The organism is Streptomyces sp. HmicA12, assembly GCF_000373565.1.
Classification (GTDB): Bacteria; Actinomycetota; Actinomycetes; order Streptomycetales; family Streptomycetaceae; genus Streptomyces.
In genome coordinates this window covers 56,889-70,602 of record NZ_KB891851.1, presented here as the reverse complement: position 1 = coordinate 70,602, position 13,714 = coordinate 56,889, and the positions used below count along the sequence as shown (strand labels likewise).

The following is a 13,714-nucleotide window of genomic DNA, read 5'->3' as shown; positions in this document are numbered from 1 at the left end:
CAGCGTCGCCCCATGGATCAGATGGGTCAGGGTGAACTGCGGCTGCACGCCTCGTCGTTCGGCGCCGCGGCGCCCGCCTACGCCGAGCACCGTCCGGACTACGCGCGGGCCGCGGTGGAGTGGGCGCTCGGATGCGCGCCCGGCCCGCGGGTCCTCGACCTCGGCGCCGGGACCGGGAAGCTCACCGCGGCCCTGGCCGCGCTGGGGGCCGAGGTCAGCGCGGTCGAGCCGGACTCGGCGATGCTGGCCGAGCTGCGCCGCGCGCTGCCGGACGTGCGCGCCCTGTCGGGGAGCGCCGAGTCGATTCCGCTGCCGGACGGGTCCGTCGACGCCGTGCTGGCGGGCAACGCGATGCACTGGTTCGACATGGCCGTCGCGGGACCCGAGATCGCCCGGGTCCTCGCGCCCGGCGGTGTCCTGGCCGGTCTGTGGAACGTGCTGGACGACGGGGTGGAGTGGGTCGCCGGGCTCGCGCGGGTCGCCGGGAGCGCGGCCGTCGGGCCGCGGGACACGCCCGCGAGCTGGTGTGTCGAGACGGCGGACATGCACCTTCCGAAGACCGGTGCGGACGCCCGGTTCGGCTCGCCAGAACAGGCCGAGTTCCCGCACGGGCAGGCCCGCACCGCCGACTCCCTCGTCGCGACCCTCGCGACGCGCGCGGGCGTCCTGGTCATGGAGGAGCGGGAGCGGGAGGCCGCGCCGGCCCGGATCCGGGCGTTCCTGGCGAGCAGGCCGGAGACCGCGCGCGGCGGGTTCACGCTGCCGATGCGGACCGGGGCGCTGCGCGTGCGGCGGCTTTAATCAGTGGACGGAACTCCATCACGGCGCCTACTGTCTGCCGTGAACCGTGACGCAGCCCGAGGAGGTGGGACCCATGACCGCAGTACGCAGGTGGGTGCTCCCCTCTTTCCCACGGTCGGGCGGTTGACATAGGTCGCCAGGAGCGCCTGGACGAGGCACTCCTGAAAGGCAGAGACCTATGGATCCAACATTTCCCGCAGTTCCCGCAGTTCCCGCTGTGACGATCGCCCGCGTTTCCGACGGGCAGTGGCAGGCGCTGGACGACGACGGCCGGGTGGCCGGTGACGGCGCGGCCTGGCCCCGGCCCGACGGGCGGCTTTTCCTCAGCATCGACTGCTGGCACGACGCCACGTTCGAGCGGCTTTCCGCCGCCATGCTCGCGGCCCTGCCGAGGCCGCTGTACACGACGGTCGACGAGGCCGACCCCGCCCAGAGGATCCAGTGGGAGCGGCTCGGCTTCACGGCCGGGCGCCGCGAGTGGGTGGTCCGCGTACCCACCGACCCGCAGGTCACGGGCCTGGGCGCGGTGCGGCCGCCGGCCGGTGTGACGGTGCTCCCCCTCGGCGCGGCGGACAAGGATCCGCTGCGCGCGCTGGACCGCGCGATCCGGGCCGAGGTCGAGGCCACCGTCGGCTGGCGGGAGATGCCGGCCGAGGTGCTGCCCCGCCTCGACGACGCCACCGTGATAGACCCTACGAAGTACGCGGTCGCCGCCGAGGGCGGCCGGTACGTGGGCCTGCTCCGTCTGGCGCCGGTGCCCCGGCAGCCACGGATCGGCCTCGTCGCGGTGCTCGCCGACCGGCAGCGCCACGGCATCGCCCGGGCGCTCCTCGCCGACGTGCTGGGTTCCCTGCACCGGTCCGGGGTACGAGCTGCCACGGGCGAGGTCGGCGCCGCCAACGCGGCCGCCGCCGCACTGTTCAACACCATCGGCGCCGAGCGCGCCGGCAGCAACCTGGAGGTCGTACTTCACTAATGCCGAAAACAGGTATCGAGATCGAAGGCACCGTCACGGAGTGTCTCCGCAATGCCACCTTCCAGGTGGAACTGACCAACGGGCACAAGGTGCTCGCGCACATCAGCGGCAAGATCCGGAAGAACTACATCAAGATCCTGCCGTTCGACCGGGTGCTCGTGGAGCTCAGCCCCTACGACCTGACGCGCGGCCGGATCCTCTACCGGTACCGCAACTGATGACCGGCTGAGGTGTCGACCTGACGTCGCGGGTGGGTGCGGGCTCTTCGCGCCCACCCGCTCCGGTGCGGGGCGGTCAGCTGTTCCCTTCCGGCGCGGACCACGCGCGCCGGACCAGGGACCTGACCTGCTCCGCCTGTGCCCGGTGCACCCAGAGCCGGACCGGCCCGTCGTCCGAGGAGCATTCGAGGACGACGGCCCCGGACGGGAGCCACAGCATTTCCTTGAGCGTCATCTCCCGCGTCTGAACCACGAGCAGACCGTCGGGAAGGTGCCGCAGCCGATTCCACCGCCACCGGGGCTCCCAGTGGAACGGCCGGTCGGAGCGGACCCGGCCCAGGCTGTACTTGCGCCCGTCCTGTGGCCGGTTGGCTCCGACGGCGAAGTGGACGGCCTGCCCGGCCTCGGCCCGGGCGGCGGCCCTGCGCGCACGCCACGTCGCGATGGCCGTCCCTGTCAGCGCGCCGAGCCCGACGCACACCCCCGTGAACATGCGCGCAGTAAAGCAGCCGCACGGCCGTGCTGTCCGGCTACCGCCAGAACAGATAGTGCGTGACGCCGCTCGCGCTGGGCACCACGTCCACCTGGAACCGGTCGCGCAGCTCGTCCGGCGACTCCCACAGACGCGAGCCCGAGCCGAGCTTCACGTGCGGCGAGACGGCGACGTGCAGGGTGTCGACGAGGTCGGCGTCGAGGAACTGCCGGATGACGGTCGCGCCGCCGCCGAGCCGGACGTCCTTGCCCTGGGCCGCCTCCTTGGCCTGTGCGAGGACGGTGGCCGGGTCGGCGTCGACGAAGTGGAACGTGGTGTCGGAGAGCGTGATCGGCGGGCGGGTGTGGTGCGTCATCACGAACACCGGCGTACGGAACGGCGGCTCCTCGCCCCACCAGCCCTGCCACTCGTGGTCCTCCCAGGGACCCTTCTGCGGCCCGAACTTGCCGCGGCCCATGATCTCCGCGCCGATGTTGCGGGGGTAGTCCCGTGTCAGGTAGTCGTCGAGGCCGCGGCTGCCGCCCGGGTCGGTGCGCATCGGCCAGCTCGCGGTGGCACCGCACCACGCGAACATGGTGCCCGGGTCGGCGTGCCCGAACGGCCGCTCGAAGCTCTGCCCCTCGCCGGCGCCGAAGCCGTCGCCGGAGACGTTGAAGTTCTGGACGCGCAGCAGTTGGTCCGTCATGCGTCACTCCTGTGATCGCGGGTGTCCTCAAAGTGACTCTGCCGGACGCGGGGACTCATCGCACCAGCGGACAGTCCTGGACGCTGCACACCGAGCAGGAGCGGTCGCGCGGCCCGTGCCGATGGCCGTCCAGTTGGAGGGGCAGCAGGGGGCGGTTCCCCGCGTCGTCCGTCTCCTCGCGCTCGCGGTATTCGAGGAGCATCAGCGCGGAGTCGTCGTCGACGCCCGCGCTGGTGTGGTCGTCGACGTCGCGGCGCAGCTCCACCAGGCAGTCGTCGAGGGACTCGCCGCGCAGCAGGGAGACGCGCTGCACGAGCGGGTAGAACGCGTCCTCGGCGTCCCGGGCCTCGGCGAGCCCGTCGGTGTAGAGCAGGACGCGGTCGCCGGCCGCCAGGTCGACTCGGGTCGGCTCGGGCGGGTCCGGGTCCAGCCACTCCAGGCCGAAGGGCATGGCGGGGCTCGGCGGGTGCGCGAGTTCATGGCCGCCGCCCGCCCGCACGATCAGCGGCGGCGGATGCCCGAAGGAGAGCATCGTCAGCCGGCCCGCGTCGTCGAGCTCGGCGAGGATCGCGGTGACGAACTGCTCCTCCACTCCCCTGCGGTGCAGCGCGCACGAAATGCTGAAGGCGACGCCGTCCAGGTCGACGGCGTCGTGGGCGCTCAGCCGAAAGGCGCTGAGGGTGACGGAGGCCGTGCGTACGGCGTTGAGCCCCTTGCCCTGGACGTCGCCGATGAGGACACGGACGCCGCCGCGCACCGGGACCACCTCGTAGAAGTCGCCGCCGATCCGCGCGTCCTCGGTCGCCGAGAGGTAGGAAGCGGCGATGGCGGCGGGCCCGGTGTCCCCGGGCACGGGGGCGAGGATGACGCCCTGCACGAACTCGGAGATCCGGCGCTGCTGCGCGGCCCGCTGCTCCTGCTGCACCCGCGCGTGGGCGGCGACGGCGGAGGCGACGCTCACCAGGAAGACACTGCCGAGCGCGACGAGCCCGCGCCGCGTGAACAGCAGGTCGTCGTAGGCAGCCACAGCCGCGCACAGCACCATCGCGAACGCCCCGCAGACGGCCACCCGCCGTGGCGAGGCACAGCACGCGGTGAGCGCGGGGCAGACCGCGTACAGCGCCAGCAGCCCGACGGACTCGCCGAGCAGGGCGTCGCACGCGGTGATGACCACGGCCGCGACGATGCCGGGACAGAGCGCGGCGGGCCAGGTGGGCCAGGCGGAGAACGCGGGTTTGCGCATCCCGAAACGGTACATATGCCCTTTGGTAAAGGAAAGGTAATGTCCAAAATGTGAACTACGCGCTCGCCGTACGTGCCGGGCCCGTCACGTACGGCCCCCCGAACTCGCACCACACCACCTTGCCCGGGTCCCGCTCCCCCACCCCCCACTTGTCCGCCAGCGCCGCCACGAGGAGCAGCCCCCGGCCGCCCTCGGCGTCGTCGACCGGTCGCGGTACGGCCGGGCAGCCGTCGCCGCTGTCGTGCACCTCTACGCGGATCAGCTCCCCATCCTCGTACGGCAGCATCCGGAGCAGAAAGCCCCGTCCGGGCGGCACCCCGTGCACCAGTGCGTTGGTGGTCAGCTCGCTGACACAGAGCAGGATGTCGTGCGCCCGCTCCCCCACGCCCCAGGCAGCCAGCGCGGCGCGGGCGAACTCCCGTGCGGCCGGGACCGACTGGCGTTCCCGCCGGTAGAAACGCTCCCGGAATCCGTGGAGTTGGGTGGTCTCGTTCATGGGCAGGAATGTGGCCGACGGTGACCGGCCGTCGGCAGTGCCGCGACCCCGACAGATTCTTTGTCGGGGTTCGAGCGGGATCGAGCGAGAGTGGGGGCGGGGACATTGACGGTCATGAGCACCGGGAAACGTCCGCCGAAGAATCCGTCGGCGATGAGGATGGTCGCCGACCTCGTCGCCCTGTTCCGCAAGTCCGCCGGGTTCACCCAGGCGGGGCTCGCACGCCGCCTCGTCGTCACCGAGTCGACCGTCGCCGCGATCGAGCAGGGCAGGCGGCCTCTGCTGCCGGATCTGGCCGCAGCGCTGGATCAACTCCTGGACACCAAGGGGGCGTTGTCGGTGGCCGTGGCCAGCCTGCCGGAGATCGACCAGTTCCCGTTGTACGCCGAGCAGTACATGGCGCATGAGCGGGAGGTGATCGCGCTGTCCTGGTACGACGTGTTGGCCGTGCCCGGCATTCTTCAGACCGAGGAGTGTGCCCGTACGGTGCTGCGCAATCGCGTCCCGGCGTACGACGAGGACGAGATCGAGACCAAGACTGCGGGCCGCGTCCAGCGCCAGAAGATCCTGCACCGCAAGACCCCGCCGACGCTGAGCTTCATCGTCTGGGAGGCCGCGCTCCAGCTGGCGTACCTGGAACCGCGAGCACGCATCGAGCAACTGCGCCACTTACGCGCATGTGCCGAACTAACGGGTCTGGCTCTGCAGTTCCTGCCGCTCGACGCCCCGGCACACGCCGGACTCGACGGCGCCTTCACCCTGCTGGAAACTCCGACCCACCAGCACCTCGCCTACACCGAGTCGCAACGCGGCAGCCAGTGGGTTTCCGACCCCGACGAGGTGTCCATCCTGGCGCGCAAGTATGCGATGCTGCGATCACAGGCCCTCACTCCGGAGCACTCCAGGGGCCTGCTGAACCGGCTGCTAGGAGAGTCATGAGCACCGTACGGAACTGGTTCAAGTCGAGCCACAGCGGCAGCGAAGGCGGCCAGTGCCTCGAAGTCGCCTACGACTGGCGGAAGTCGAGTTACAGCAACGACGAGGGCGGCGCCTGCGTCGAGGTGGCCACCCACCCCACCGCCATCCACATCCGCGACTCCAAGAACCCCGAAGGCCCCCACTTCACGGTCGCGCCGGAGGCCTGGGCAGCGTTTCTGGACAGCCGCGCGTGAGCGACAGGGACTGATCCGGCACCTCGCCGAGGTGGAGCGGGACTGGCGCACCTGGCTGACCCTGGACGAGCCGCTGCCGAAGCTGTAGGGGCCCAAGGGCGCGGACTTCCACGGGGCCGTGGCCGAGCGGGCCGTGGTCGACGCCGCGTACGCCGATCTGGAGCGCGAGCAGGCGGAGACGGACGCCGCGCCCGCGAAGTTCACGGACCTGGGCGAGCGCGTCGGCAGGGACGGGATCGCGATCCGGGAGCTGATGGTGCACCGGATCGACGAGTACGCCCGGCACAGCGGCCACGCCGACCTGCTGCGCGAGCGCATCGACGGACGGGTGGGCCAGTAGCACCGCCCGTCAGGAACGAGTGGCCGCACCCCCGCGCAGCAGCCACGCCACCACGAGCCCGAGCACGAGACACGCGGCCGCGAGCCCCCAAAGCAGCCCGTGGAAAGCCGAGTCGTAGGCGTGGCCCGCGCCGACCAGGCTCGCCATCACCGACCCGTACACGGCGACCGCGACGGCCTCGCTGCCCAGCCGCAGCGTGTTCACGAACCCGGCGGCCATCCCGGCCTTCTCGGGGGCGACCAGGGCGAGCGCCTGCCCGTCGACGAGCCCGGCCGACAGGCCCATCCCGGCGCCGGTGACGATCATCGGCAGGGCGATGACAGCGACGGCGGCGTGCGGCGAGAAGAGCAGCAGCCCGAGGTCACCGACGACCAGGCAGCCCAGGCTCACCAGGATCAACTTCCTGGCTCCGACACCCCGTTCGACGAGCCTCGCGGCGAGCACCGGGAACGCCGGCACCGGCAAAGTCAGGAGCAGCATCAGCCGACCGGCCGCCGAACTGTCGCGCCCGGTGACGGCCGTCAGGTAGCTCGGCAGGTACGTGAGCAGCGTGACGAAGCCGAAGGACGCCGCGACCGGGACGAGCGCGAGCCCGAGGAACCGCCGCTCGCGCAGCAGCCCGAGATCCAGCACGGGATGCGCGCTGCGCCGCTCCACGACGACGAAGACCGCCAGCGCCACCAGCGCGGCCGCGAACAGGGCGACCGTCCCCGCGCTCATCCAGCCCCACTGCGACGCCTGCACGATCCCGGTGGTCAGCAGCACCGTCGCGGCGACGAAGACGAGGCCGCCCGGTACGTCGAGGCGCGCTGATCCTCGTACGGAATCGGGCACGGTCCGGGCGATCACCGGCACCGCGCACAGCGCCACCAGCAGTGCGGCGGCGTGCAGCGCGAACACCCACCGCCAGCCGACGCCCGCCACCAGCTGCCCCGCGAAGGTCGGGCCGAGCGAGACGCCGATGCCCGCGACGGCCCCGAAGAGCGCGAAGGCGCGGGCCCGTTCGGCTCCTTCGTACGCCGTGGAGAGGATCGCCGCACCGGCCGAGAAGATCGCGGCGCCGCCGACCCCGGCGAGGGCGCGGGCCGCGTCGAGCGCGAGCGGGTCGCTCGCGAAGGCACTGCCCGCGGCGGCCAGGGCGAACAGGAACGCGCCCGCGGCGAAGACCCGTACCCGTCCCATGATGTCGGCGACGGAACCCCAGACGAGGGTGCAGCAGGCGAAGGCGACGTTGAAGGCGTTGACGACCCACTGCAGCGCGGCGTCGGAGGCGTGCAGGTCGGCGCCGATGCCGGGCAGCTCCACGGCGGTCCCGGAGATGGACATCGGGACGACGAAGACGGCGAGGAGGACGGCGCCGAGGGTGAGCCGCTTGCGCCCGCCCGCCTCAACCGGCGGCACGGGCACGGCAGTTGTTCCGGAGATGGACATGCGTGAGAGACCCCCGAGGAGATAGAGGCGAGAGGTTCGATGTGAATCGAACCTGACCTTCGCATGCCATGGAGGTACGATGCAAGTAGAACCTATGGGGATCAGAGAGACCTACGACGCGAGGAGCCGACCATGCCGGACGAGGACGGCCACCCCACCCCGGCCGAGATGGACCTGCGCACGGTCCTGCACGCGCTCTCCGACCCGCACCGCTTCGCGGTGATCGCACAGTTCCTGCGCGAGCCGGACGACACCGAGCGGACCTGCGCGTACTTCCAACTGCCGGTCTCCAAGTCCACGACCTCGCACCACTTCAAGGTGATGCGCGAGGCGGGCCTGCTGCGCATGGTCGACCACGGCAACAGCCGCACGGCGGTCCTGCGCAGGAAGGAGCTGGACGCGCGCTTCCCCGGACTGCTCGACCTCATGGCCGCCGGCTGAGGGCTTGCCCTCGACTCCCGGCGGTGCAACGGTGATTACATGCTTACAGCCGAACAGCACGAGCAGTTGCGCGGCTGGTTCGCCGGCCGCTTGCCCGACGGGCTCTTCGAAGGGCCCGCCGAGATCACCGTGGACCGCGAGGAGATCACGGTCGTCGGCCGTGTCCCCGAGCCGCGGGTCGCGAAGGACGCCTCCGACGCCGAGCGCGCCGCCGCCGTCGAGGGCCGCATCCAGGAGTTCCGCGAACGGACGCGCGAGGAGCGCGTCGGGGTCGCGCGCGAGGCCGAGCACCGGTTCCGCAGGAAGGTGTCCTGGGGCGTGCGCTGCGGCGACGAACAGGCCCTGTTCACCCACGTGTCGGCGCCCGTCATGACCCGGCTGCGGCAGCCCGAGCGCCAGGTCCTGGACACCCTGGTGGCCGGCGGCGTGGCCCGCAGCCGCAGCGACGCGCTGGCCTGGTGCGTTCGGCTCGTCCAGCGCAACGCCGACGACTGGCTCGACGAGCTGCGCGCGTCGCTGGAGCAGGTGCGGCGGGTACGGGCACAAGGGCCGGACGGACCGGACGCATGAGAGAGGGCCGCACCCCCGTCACCGGGGATGCGGCCCTCAACCGCTCTGCCGTACCGCTTAGTTGCGGATCAGGTTGCGCAGCACGTACTGCATGATGCCGCCGTTGCGGTAGTAGTCCGCCTCACCGGGGGTGTCGATGCGGACGACCGCGTCGAACTCGACACCGGTGTCGGTGGTGACCTTCACCGTGGACGGCGTGGTGCCGTTGTTGAGCTCCTCGACGCCGGTGAAGGAGAAGGTCTCCTCGCCGGTCAGGCCGAGGGACTCGGCGTTCTGGCCCTCCGGGAACTGCAGCGGCAGGACGCCCATGCCGATGAGGTTCGAGCGGTGGATGCGCTCGTACGACTCGGTGATGACGGCCTTGACGCCGAGCAGCGCGGTGCCCTTGGCGGCCCAGTCGCGGGACGAACCGGAGCCGTACTCCTTGCCGCCCAGGATGACCAGCGGGGTGCCCTGGTCGATGTAGTTGCGCGACGCGTCGTAGATGAAGGAGACGGGGGCGTCCTCCTTCGTGAAGTCGCGGGTGTAGCCGCCCTCGGTGCCGGGCGCGAGCTGGTTGCGCAGGCGGATGTTGGCGAACGTGCCGCGGATCATGACCTCGTGGTTACCACGGCGCGAGCCGTAGGAGTTGAAGTCACGACGCTCGACGCCGTGCTCCGTGAGGTACTTGCCGGCCGGGGTGTCGGCCTTGATCGCACCGGCCGGGGAGATGTGGTCGGTGGTGACCGAGTCGCCCAGCTTGGCGAGGACGCGGGCGCCCGTGATGTCGGAGACCGGGGTGGTCTCCATCGTCATGCCCTCGAAGTACGGGGGCTTGCGGACGTAGGTCGACTCGCTGTCCCACTCGAAGGTGTTGCCGGTCGGGATCGACAGGGCCTGCCACTGGGCGTCGCCCGCGAAGACGTCCTCGTACGACTTCGAGAACATGTCCTCGCCGATGGCGTTGGCCACCACGTCGTTGACCTCGGCCTCGGTCGGCCACAGGTCCTTGAGGTAGACCGGGTTGCCGTCCTGGTCGGCGCCGAGGGCGTCCTTGGTGATGTCCACCTTCATGGAGCCCGCGATGGCGTACGCGACGACCAGCGGCGGGGACGCCAGGTAGTTCATCTTGACGTCGGGGTTGATGCGGCCCTCGAAGTTCCGGTTGCCGGAGAGGACCGACGTGACCGCGAGGTCGTGGTCGTTGACGGCCTTGGAGACCTCGTCGGGCAGCGGGCCCGAGTTGCCGATGCAGGTGGTGCAGCCGTAGCCGACGAGGTTGAAGCCGACCTTGTCCAGGTACGGGGTCAGACCCGACTTGTCGAAGTAGTCGGTGACGACCTTCGAGCCCGGGGCGAGCGTGGTCTTGACCCACGGCTTGCGGGTCAGGCCCTTCTCGACGGCCTTCTTCGCGACGAGCGCCGCGGCCACCATCACGTACGGGTTCGAGGTGTTGGTGCAGGAGGTGATCGCGGCGACGGTGACGGCGCCGTGGTCCAGCTCGTACGTCGAGCCGTCGGGGGCGGTCACGGTGACCGGGTTCGACGGGACGCCGTTGGAGACGGCCGGGGCGTCGGAGGCCGGGAAGGACTCCTTGCCCGCCTCGGAGTCGTCCGAGACGTAGTTGCGCACGTCCTGGGCGAACTGCTGCGAGGCGTTCGCGAGGACGATGCGGTCCTGCGGGCGCTTCGGACCGGCGATGGAGGGGACGACCGTGGAGAGGTCGAGCTCCAGCTTCTCCGAGAAGTCCGGCTCGGCCTTCGGGTCGAGCCAGAGGCCCTGCTCCTTGGCGTACGCCTCGACGAGCGCGACCTGCTGCTCGCTGCGGCCGGTCAGCTTCAGGTAGTTGATCGTCTCGTCGTCGATCGGGAAGATCGCGGCGGTCGAACCGAACTCCGGCGACATGTTGCCGATGGTGGCGCGGTTGGCCAGCGAGGTGGCGGCGACGCCCTCGCCGTAGAACTCGACGAACTTGCCGACGACGCCGTGCTTGCGCAGCATCTCGGTGATCGTGAGCACGAGGTCGGTGGCGGTGGTGCCGGCCGGGAGCTCGCCGGTCAGCTTGAAGCCGACGACGCGCGGGATCAGCATCGAGACCGGCTGGCCGAGCATCGCGGCCTCGGCCTCGATACCGCCGACGCCCCAGCCCAGGACACCCAGGCCGTTGACCATCGTGGTGTGCGAGTCGGTGCCGACCAGGGTGTCGGGGTAGGCCTGGCCGCCCCGGACCATGACCGTACGGGCCAGCTTCTCGATGTTGACCTGGTGGACGATGCCGGTGCCCGGCGGGACGACCTTGAAGTCGTCGAAGGCCGTCTGGCCCCAGCGCAGGAACTGGTAGCGCTCCTTGTTGCGGCCGTACTCCAGGTCCACGTTCTGCTTGAACGCGTCGCTGGTGCCGAACTTGTCGGCGATGACGGAGTGGTCGATGACCATCTCGGCCGGGGAGAGCGGGTTGACCTTCGCCGGGTCGCCGCCGAGGGCCTTGACGGCCTCACGCATGGTGGCGAGGTCCACGACACACGGGACACCGGTGAAGTCCTGCATGATCACACGGGCCGGCGTGAACTGGATCTCCTGCGAGGGCTGCGCCTGGGAGTCCCAGTTGCCGAGCGCACGGATGTGGTCGGCGGTGATGTTCGCGCCGTCCTCGGTGCGGAGCAGGTTCTCCAGAAGAACCTTGAGGCTGTAGGGAAGGCGTGCGGAGCCCTCGACCTTGTCCAGCCTGAAGATCTCGTACGACTCGTCGCCCACGCTCAGCGTGCTACGGGCGTCGAAGCTGTTCGCCGACACGACAGTCTCCTTCATACATTTATGTGCGCGTTCCACCGCATCCTGCCGCCACGCCACGTTGCCGATCCGCTGAGGTAAGGCTAAGTTAGGTAACCCTTACCAGCAGGCTCGGAGATGCCGTGAGGCCGCGGTGCGCCTCGGCAGATATCTCGATGTCGAGATAACTCTAGTACATGACCCGACGGTGCCATCAAGCGGTGCCGGGCAGCACCTGCCGCTGCGCGTACCCGCGCGCGACCCATCCATCGCCGCATCCATCGTCGTACGAGGCGCGAAGGCGCACCAGCGCTGGCGGCGGCGACCCCTCAGGATTTACTAAGGCAGGCTTATAAACTAGGCTTAGTACATGGCCGAAGAACCGGATCCCGACGCGGTGGCCGCCGCCCTGCTGGCAGGCGTGAGCACGCTGGTGCGCCGCACGCTGCAACTGCCCGTCGACAGCGGACTGACCATGCCGCAGCGGACCGCGCTGTCCCAGCTGGAGCGGCTGGGTCCCACCACGTCCTCGGCGCTCGCCCGCGAGGTGCAGATCACGGCGCAGGCCATGGGCGCGACGCTCGGCGTGCTGCGGGACCGCGGCTTCGTCGAGCGCACCCCCGACCCGGACGACGGCCGGCGCATGGTGCTGACGGTGACCGAGGACGGCCGGCAGGCGCTGCGGGACAAGCGCAACGCCCGGGCCGAACTCATCGCCGGGGTGCTGAGCTCCGACGCGTTCACCCCGGCGGAGCTGGAGCGGCTCGCGGCGGCCGCGCCGCTGATCGAGCGGCTCGCCCGGCGCATCTGACACCGGGGTCCCGGCCCGACCGACGCCGGGACGCGCACCCCGCACCGGACCTGTCGGCGCACCGCCGCCCGTCCACCGACCCGTGCCCGGCGAACCGGCCGGCACCCTCAGGAGATCCTTCATGGCACTGACCGCCATCGATCCCATGCCCGCGCTTGTCGTGATCGACCTGCAGAAGGGCATCGCCCCGACCGGCTCCCCCTTCGCCCCCGTCGTGGAGCGGTCGGCCCGGCTGGCCGCCGCGTTCCGGCGGCACGAACTCCCCGTGATCCTGGTCAACGTGACCGCGGCCCCGCCCGGACGCACCGAGACCGCACGCGTCGGACGCGGCACGGCGCTGCCGGCCGGCTTCGCCGACCTCGTGGACGAGCTCGACGTCCAGCCGGGCGACCACCTGGTCGGCAAGCGGCGGCGCAGCGCGTTCCACGACACCGGGCTCGACACCCTGCTGCGGGATCTCGGGGTCACCCAGGTCGTGCTCACCGGCGTCTCGACCGGCTCGGGCGTCGAGTCGACCGCGCGATCGGCCTCCGACCACGGCTACCACGTCGTCCTGGCCACCGACGCGATGGACGACCCCGACACCGCGATCCACGAGAACAGCGTGCGGCGCGTCTTCCCCAAGCTCGGCGAGACCGCCACCACCGCCGAGATCATCGACATGATGGAGGCGACCCGATGACGCTCCTCGGACGACTGCTGAAGAACCGCAGGTCGGGCGATGCCGACATGGCGTGGCACCTGCCCACGTTGCAGGGCGCCGAGGCGCTGACCCTGTCCAGCCGGGACTTCGGCGACGGCGCCCCCATGCCGGCCCGGAGCGCCGCGAAGAACGTCCGCGGCGAGAACGTCTCCCCGCACCTGACCTGGACCGCTCCGCCCGCGGGAACGGCGCACCTCCTGCTGGTCATGGAGGACATCGACGTCCCGACGCCCAAGCCCGCCGTGCATTGCGTCGCGCTGCTCGACCCGGCGTGCACCGAGCTGGAGCCCGGCGCGCTCGACGCCCGGCAGCCTGCCGCCGGGGTGCGGGTGCTCCGGGCCGGCATCGGCCGCGGCTACCACGGTCCCGGGCCGATCAAGGGCCACGGGCCGCACCGCTACGTCTTCCAGCTGTTCGCCCTCGCGGCCCCCGTGGACGACTCCGTCGGGACGACCCAGGTGGACCGGGCGCGACCCCGGGCCCTGCTGTCCGCGATCACCGCGCCCGTCCTCGGCCGCGCCCGGCTGACCGGCACCTACGAGCGCTGAGGCACCCCTCCCCCAGCACCACGGCGCCGGTCCGATAG

General features: G+C 71.1%; 16 protein-coding genes and 1 pseudogene. 11 read left to right on the top strand and 6 right to left on the bottom strand.

Features of this window, described 5'->3' with window-relative positions; translation table 11 throughout:
* The first annotated feature begins 12 nt into the window (after nucleotides 1-12).
* From B072_RS0139390 to infA, 3 genes are all read left to right on the top strand, one after another.
* On the top strand, nucleotides 13-801 hold the full coding sequence (locus B072_RS0139390) for a class I SAM-dependent methyltransferase (protein WP_018535506.1): 789 nt from the start codon (nucleotides 13-15) through the stop codon (nucleotides 799-801).
* A 178-nt stretch (nucleotides 802-979) separates the two neighbouring features.
* The gene (locus B072_RS0139385) at nucleotides 980-1,777 is read left to right on the top strand and encodes a GNAT family N-acetyltransferase (protein ID WP_026246780.1); all 798 of its coding nucleotides are present in this window, start codon (nucleotides 980-982) and stop codon (nucleotides 1,775-1,777) included.
* Nucleotides 1,777-1,995: a translation initiation factor IF-1 gene (infA, locus tag B072_RS0139380; RefSeq protein ID WP_018535504.1), complete on the top strand. Its 219-nt coding sequence runs from the start codon at nucleotides 1,777-1,779 to the stop codon at nucleotides 1,993-1,995. Before B072_RS0139385 ends, infA begins: the two co-directional genes overlap by 1 nt.
* A 76-nt stretch (nucleotides 1,996-2,071) precedes the next feature.
* Here the strand turns inward: infA and B072_RS0139375 are convergent, their stop codons facing one another.
* Genes B072_RS0139375 through B072_RS0139360 form a run of 4 tightly spaced genes read right to left on the bottom strand, consistent with a single transcriptional unit; the run spans nucleotide 2,072 to nucleotide 4,912 of the window.
* Nucleotides 2,072-2,488: a hypothetical protein gene (locus tag B072_RS0139375; protein ID WP_018535503.1), complete on the bottom strand. Its 417-nt coding sequence runs from the start codon at nucleotides 2,486-2,488 to the stop codon at nucleotides 2,072-2,074.
* A 37-nt stretch (nucleotides 2,489-2,525) separates the two neighbouring features.
* Entirely contained in the window at nucleotides 2,526-3,173 is a 648-nt protein-coding gene (locus B072_RS0139370) for a dihydrofolate reductase family protein (protein WP_018535502.1), read from the bottom strand.
* A gap of 55 nt (nucleotides 3,174-3,228) precedes the next feature.
* Nucleotides 3,229-4,416 carry a PP2C family protein-serine/threonine phosphatase gene (locus tag B072_RS45070; protein ID WP_158689293.1) on the bottom strand — a complete coding sequence of 396 codons (1,188 nt, stop codon included), beginning with the start codon at nucleotides 4,414-4,416 and terminating at the stop codon, nucleotides 3,229-3,231.
* 55 nt (nucleotides 4,417-4,471) lie between these two features.
* A complete protein-coding gene (locus tag B072_RS0139360; protein WP_018535500.1) occupies nucleotides 4,472-4,912 on the bottom strand; it encodes an ATP-binding protein in 441 nt (146 codons plus the stop codon).
* Between the two features lie 114 nt (nucleotides 4,913-5,026).
* Here B072_RS0139360 and B072_RS0139355 point away from each other — a divergent pair, with 114 nt between their 5' ends.
* The 3 genes and pseudogenes from B072_RS0139355 to B072_RS45065 all read left to right on the top strand — a co-directional run.
* Nucleotides 5,027-5,851 (top strand): helix-turn-helix domain-containing protein, encoded by an 825-nt coding sequence (locus tag B072_RS0139355; protein ID WP_026246779.1) that lies wholly within the window; start codon nucleotides 5,027-5,029, stop codon nucleotides 5,849-5,851.
* Nucleotides 5,848-6,084, top strand: coding sequence for a DUF397 domain-containing protein (locus B072_RS0139350; protein ID WP_018535498.1), 237 nt, complete (start codon nucleotides 5,848-5,850; stop codon nucleotides 6,082-6,084). The genes B072_RS0139355 and B072_RS0139350 overlap by 4 nt, the downstream gene beginning before the upstream one ends.
* Nucleotides 6,085-6,091: 7 nt before the next feature.
* A pseudogene (locus B072_RS45065) lies at nucleotides 6,092-6,424 on the top strand (DUF664 domain-containing protein); the annotation flags it as partial.
* 9 nt (nucleotides 6,425-6,433) lie between these two features.
* Here B072_RS45065 and B072_RS0139340 read toward each other — a convergent pair.
* On the bottom strand, nucleotides 6,434-7,855 hold the full coding sequence (locus tag B072_RS0139340) for an MFS transporter (protein ID WP_051127397.1): 1,422 nt from the start codon (nucleotides 7,853-7,855) through the stop codon (nucleotides 6,434-6,436).
* 132 nt (nucleotides 7,856-7,987) lie between these two features.
* Between B072_RS0139340 and B072_RS0139335 the strand changes: the two genes are divergently transcribed.
* Nucleotides 7,988-8,296 (top strand): ArsR/SmtB family transcription factor, encoded by a 309-nt coding sequence (locus B072_RS0139335; RefSeq protein ID WP_018535495.1) that lies wholly within the window; start codon nucleotides 7,988-7,990, stop codon nucleotides 8,294-8,296.
* 39 nt (nucleotides 8,297-8,335) lie between these two features.
* Nucleotides 8,336-8,866 carry a hypothetical protein gene (locus tag B072_RS0139330; RefSeq protein ID WP_026246777.1) on the top strand — a complete coding sequence of 177 codons (531 nt, stop codon included), beginning with the start codon at nucleotides 8,336-8,338 and terminating at the stop codon, nucleotides 8,864-8,866.
* A 57-nt stretch (nucleotides 8,867-8,923) separates the two neighbouring features.
* Here B072_RS0139330 and acnA read toward each other — a convergent pair whose 3' ends face one another.
* Complete coding sequence (gene acnA, locus B072_RS0139325) at nucleotides 8,924-11,638, bottom strand: aconitate hydratase AcnA (protein ID WP_018535493.1); 2,715 nt, start codon at nucleotides 11,636-11,638, stop codon at nucleotides 8,924-8,926.
* 346 nt (nucleotides 11,639-11,984) lie between these two features.
* Here acnA and B072_RS0139320 point away from each other — a divergent pair, with 346 nt between their 5' ends.
* The 3 genes from B072_RS0139320 to B072_RS0139310 all read left to right on the top strand — a co-directional run bounded on the left by B072_RS0139320 (nucleotide 11,985) and on the right by B072_RS0139310 (nucleotide 13,676).
* Complete coding sequence (locus B072_RS0139320; protein WP_018535492.1) at nucleotides 11,985-12,425, top strand: MarR family winged helix-turn-helix transcriptional regulator; 441 nt, start codon at nucleotides 11,985-11,987, stop codon at nucleotides 12,423-12,425.
* Between the two features lie 121 nt (nucleotides 12,426-12,546).
* Nucleotides 12,547-13,107, top strand: a complete 561-nt coding sequence (locus B072_RS0139315; protein ID WP_018535491.1) for a cysteine hydrolase family protein — start codon at nucleotides 12,547-12,549, stop codon at nucleotides 13,105-13,107.
* Nucleotides 13,104-13,676 (top strand): YbhB/YbcL family Raf kinase inhibitor-like protein, encoded by a 573-nt coding sequence (locus tag B072_RS0139310; protein ID WP_018535490.1) that lies wholly within the window; start codon nucleotides 13,104-13,106, stop codon nucleotides 13,674-13,676. Before B072_RS0139315 ends, B072_RS0139310 begins: the two co-directional genes overlap by 4 nt.
* Nucleotides 13,677-13,714 lie beyond the last annotated feature (38 nt).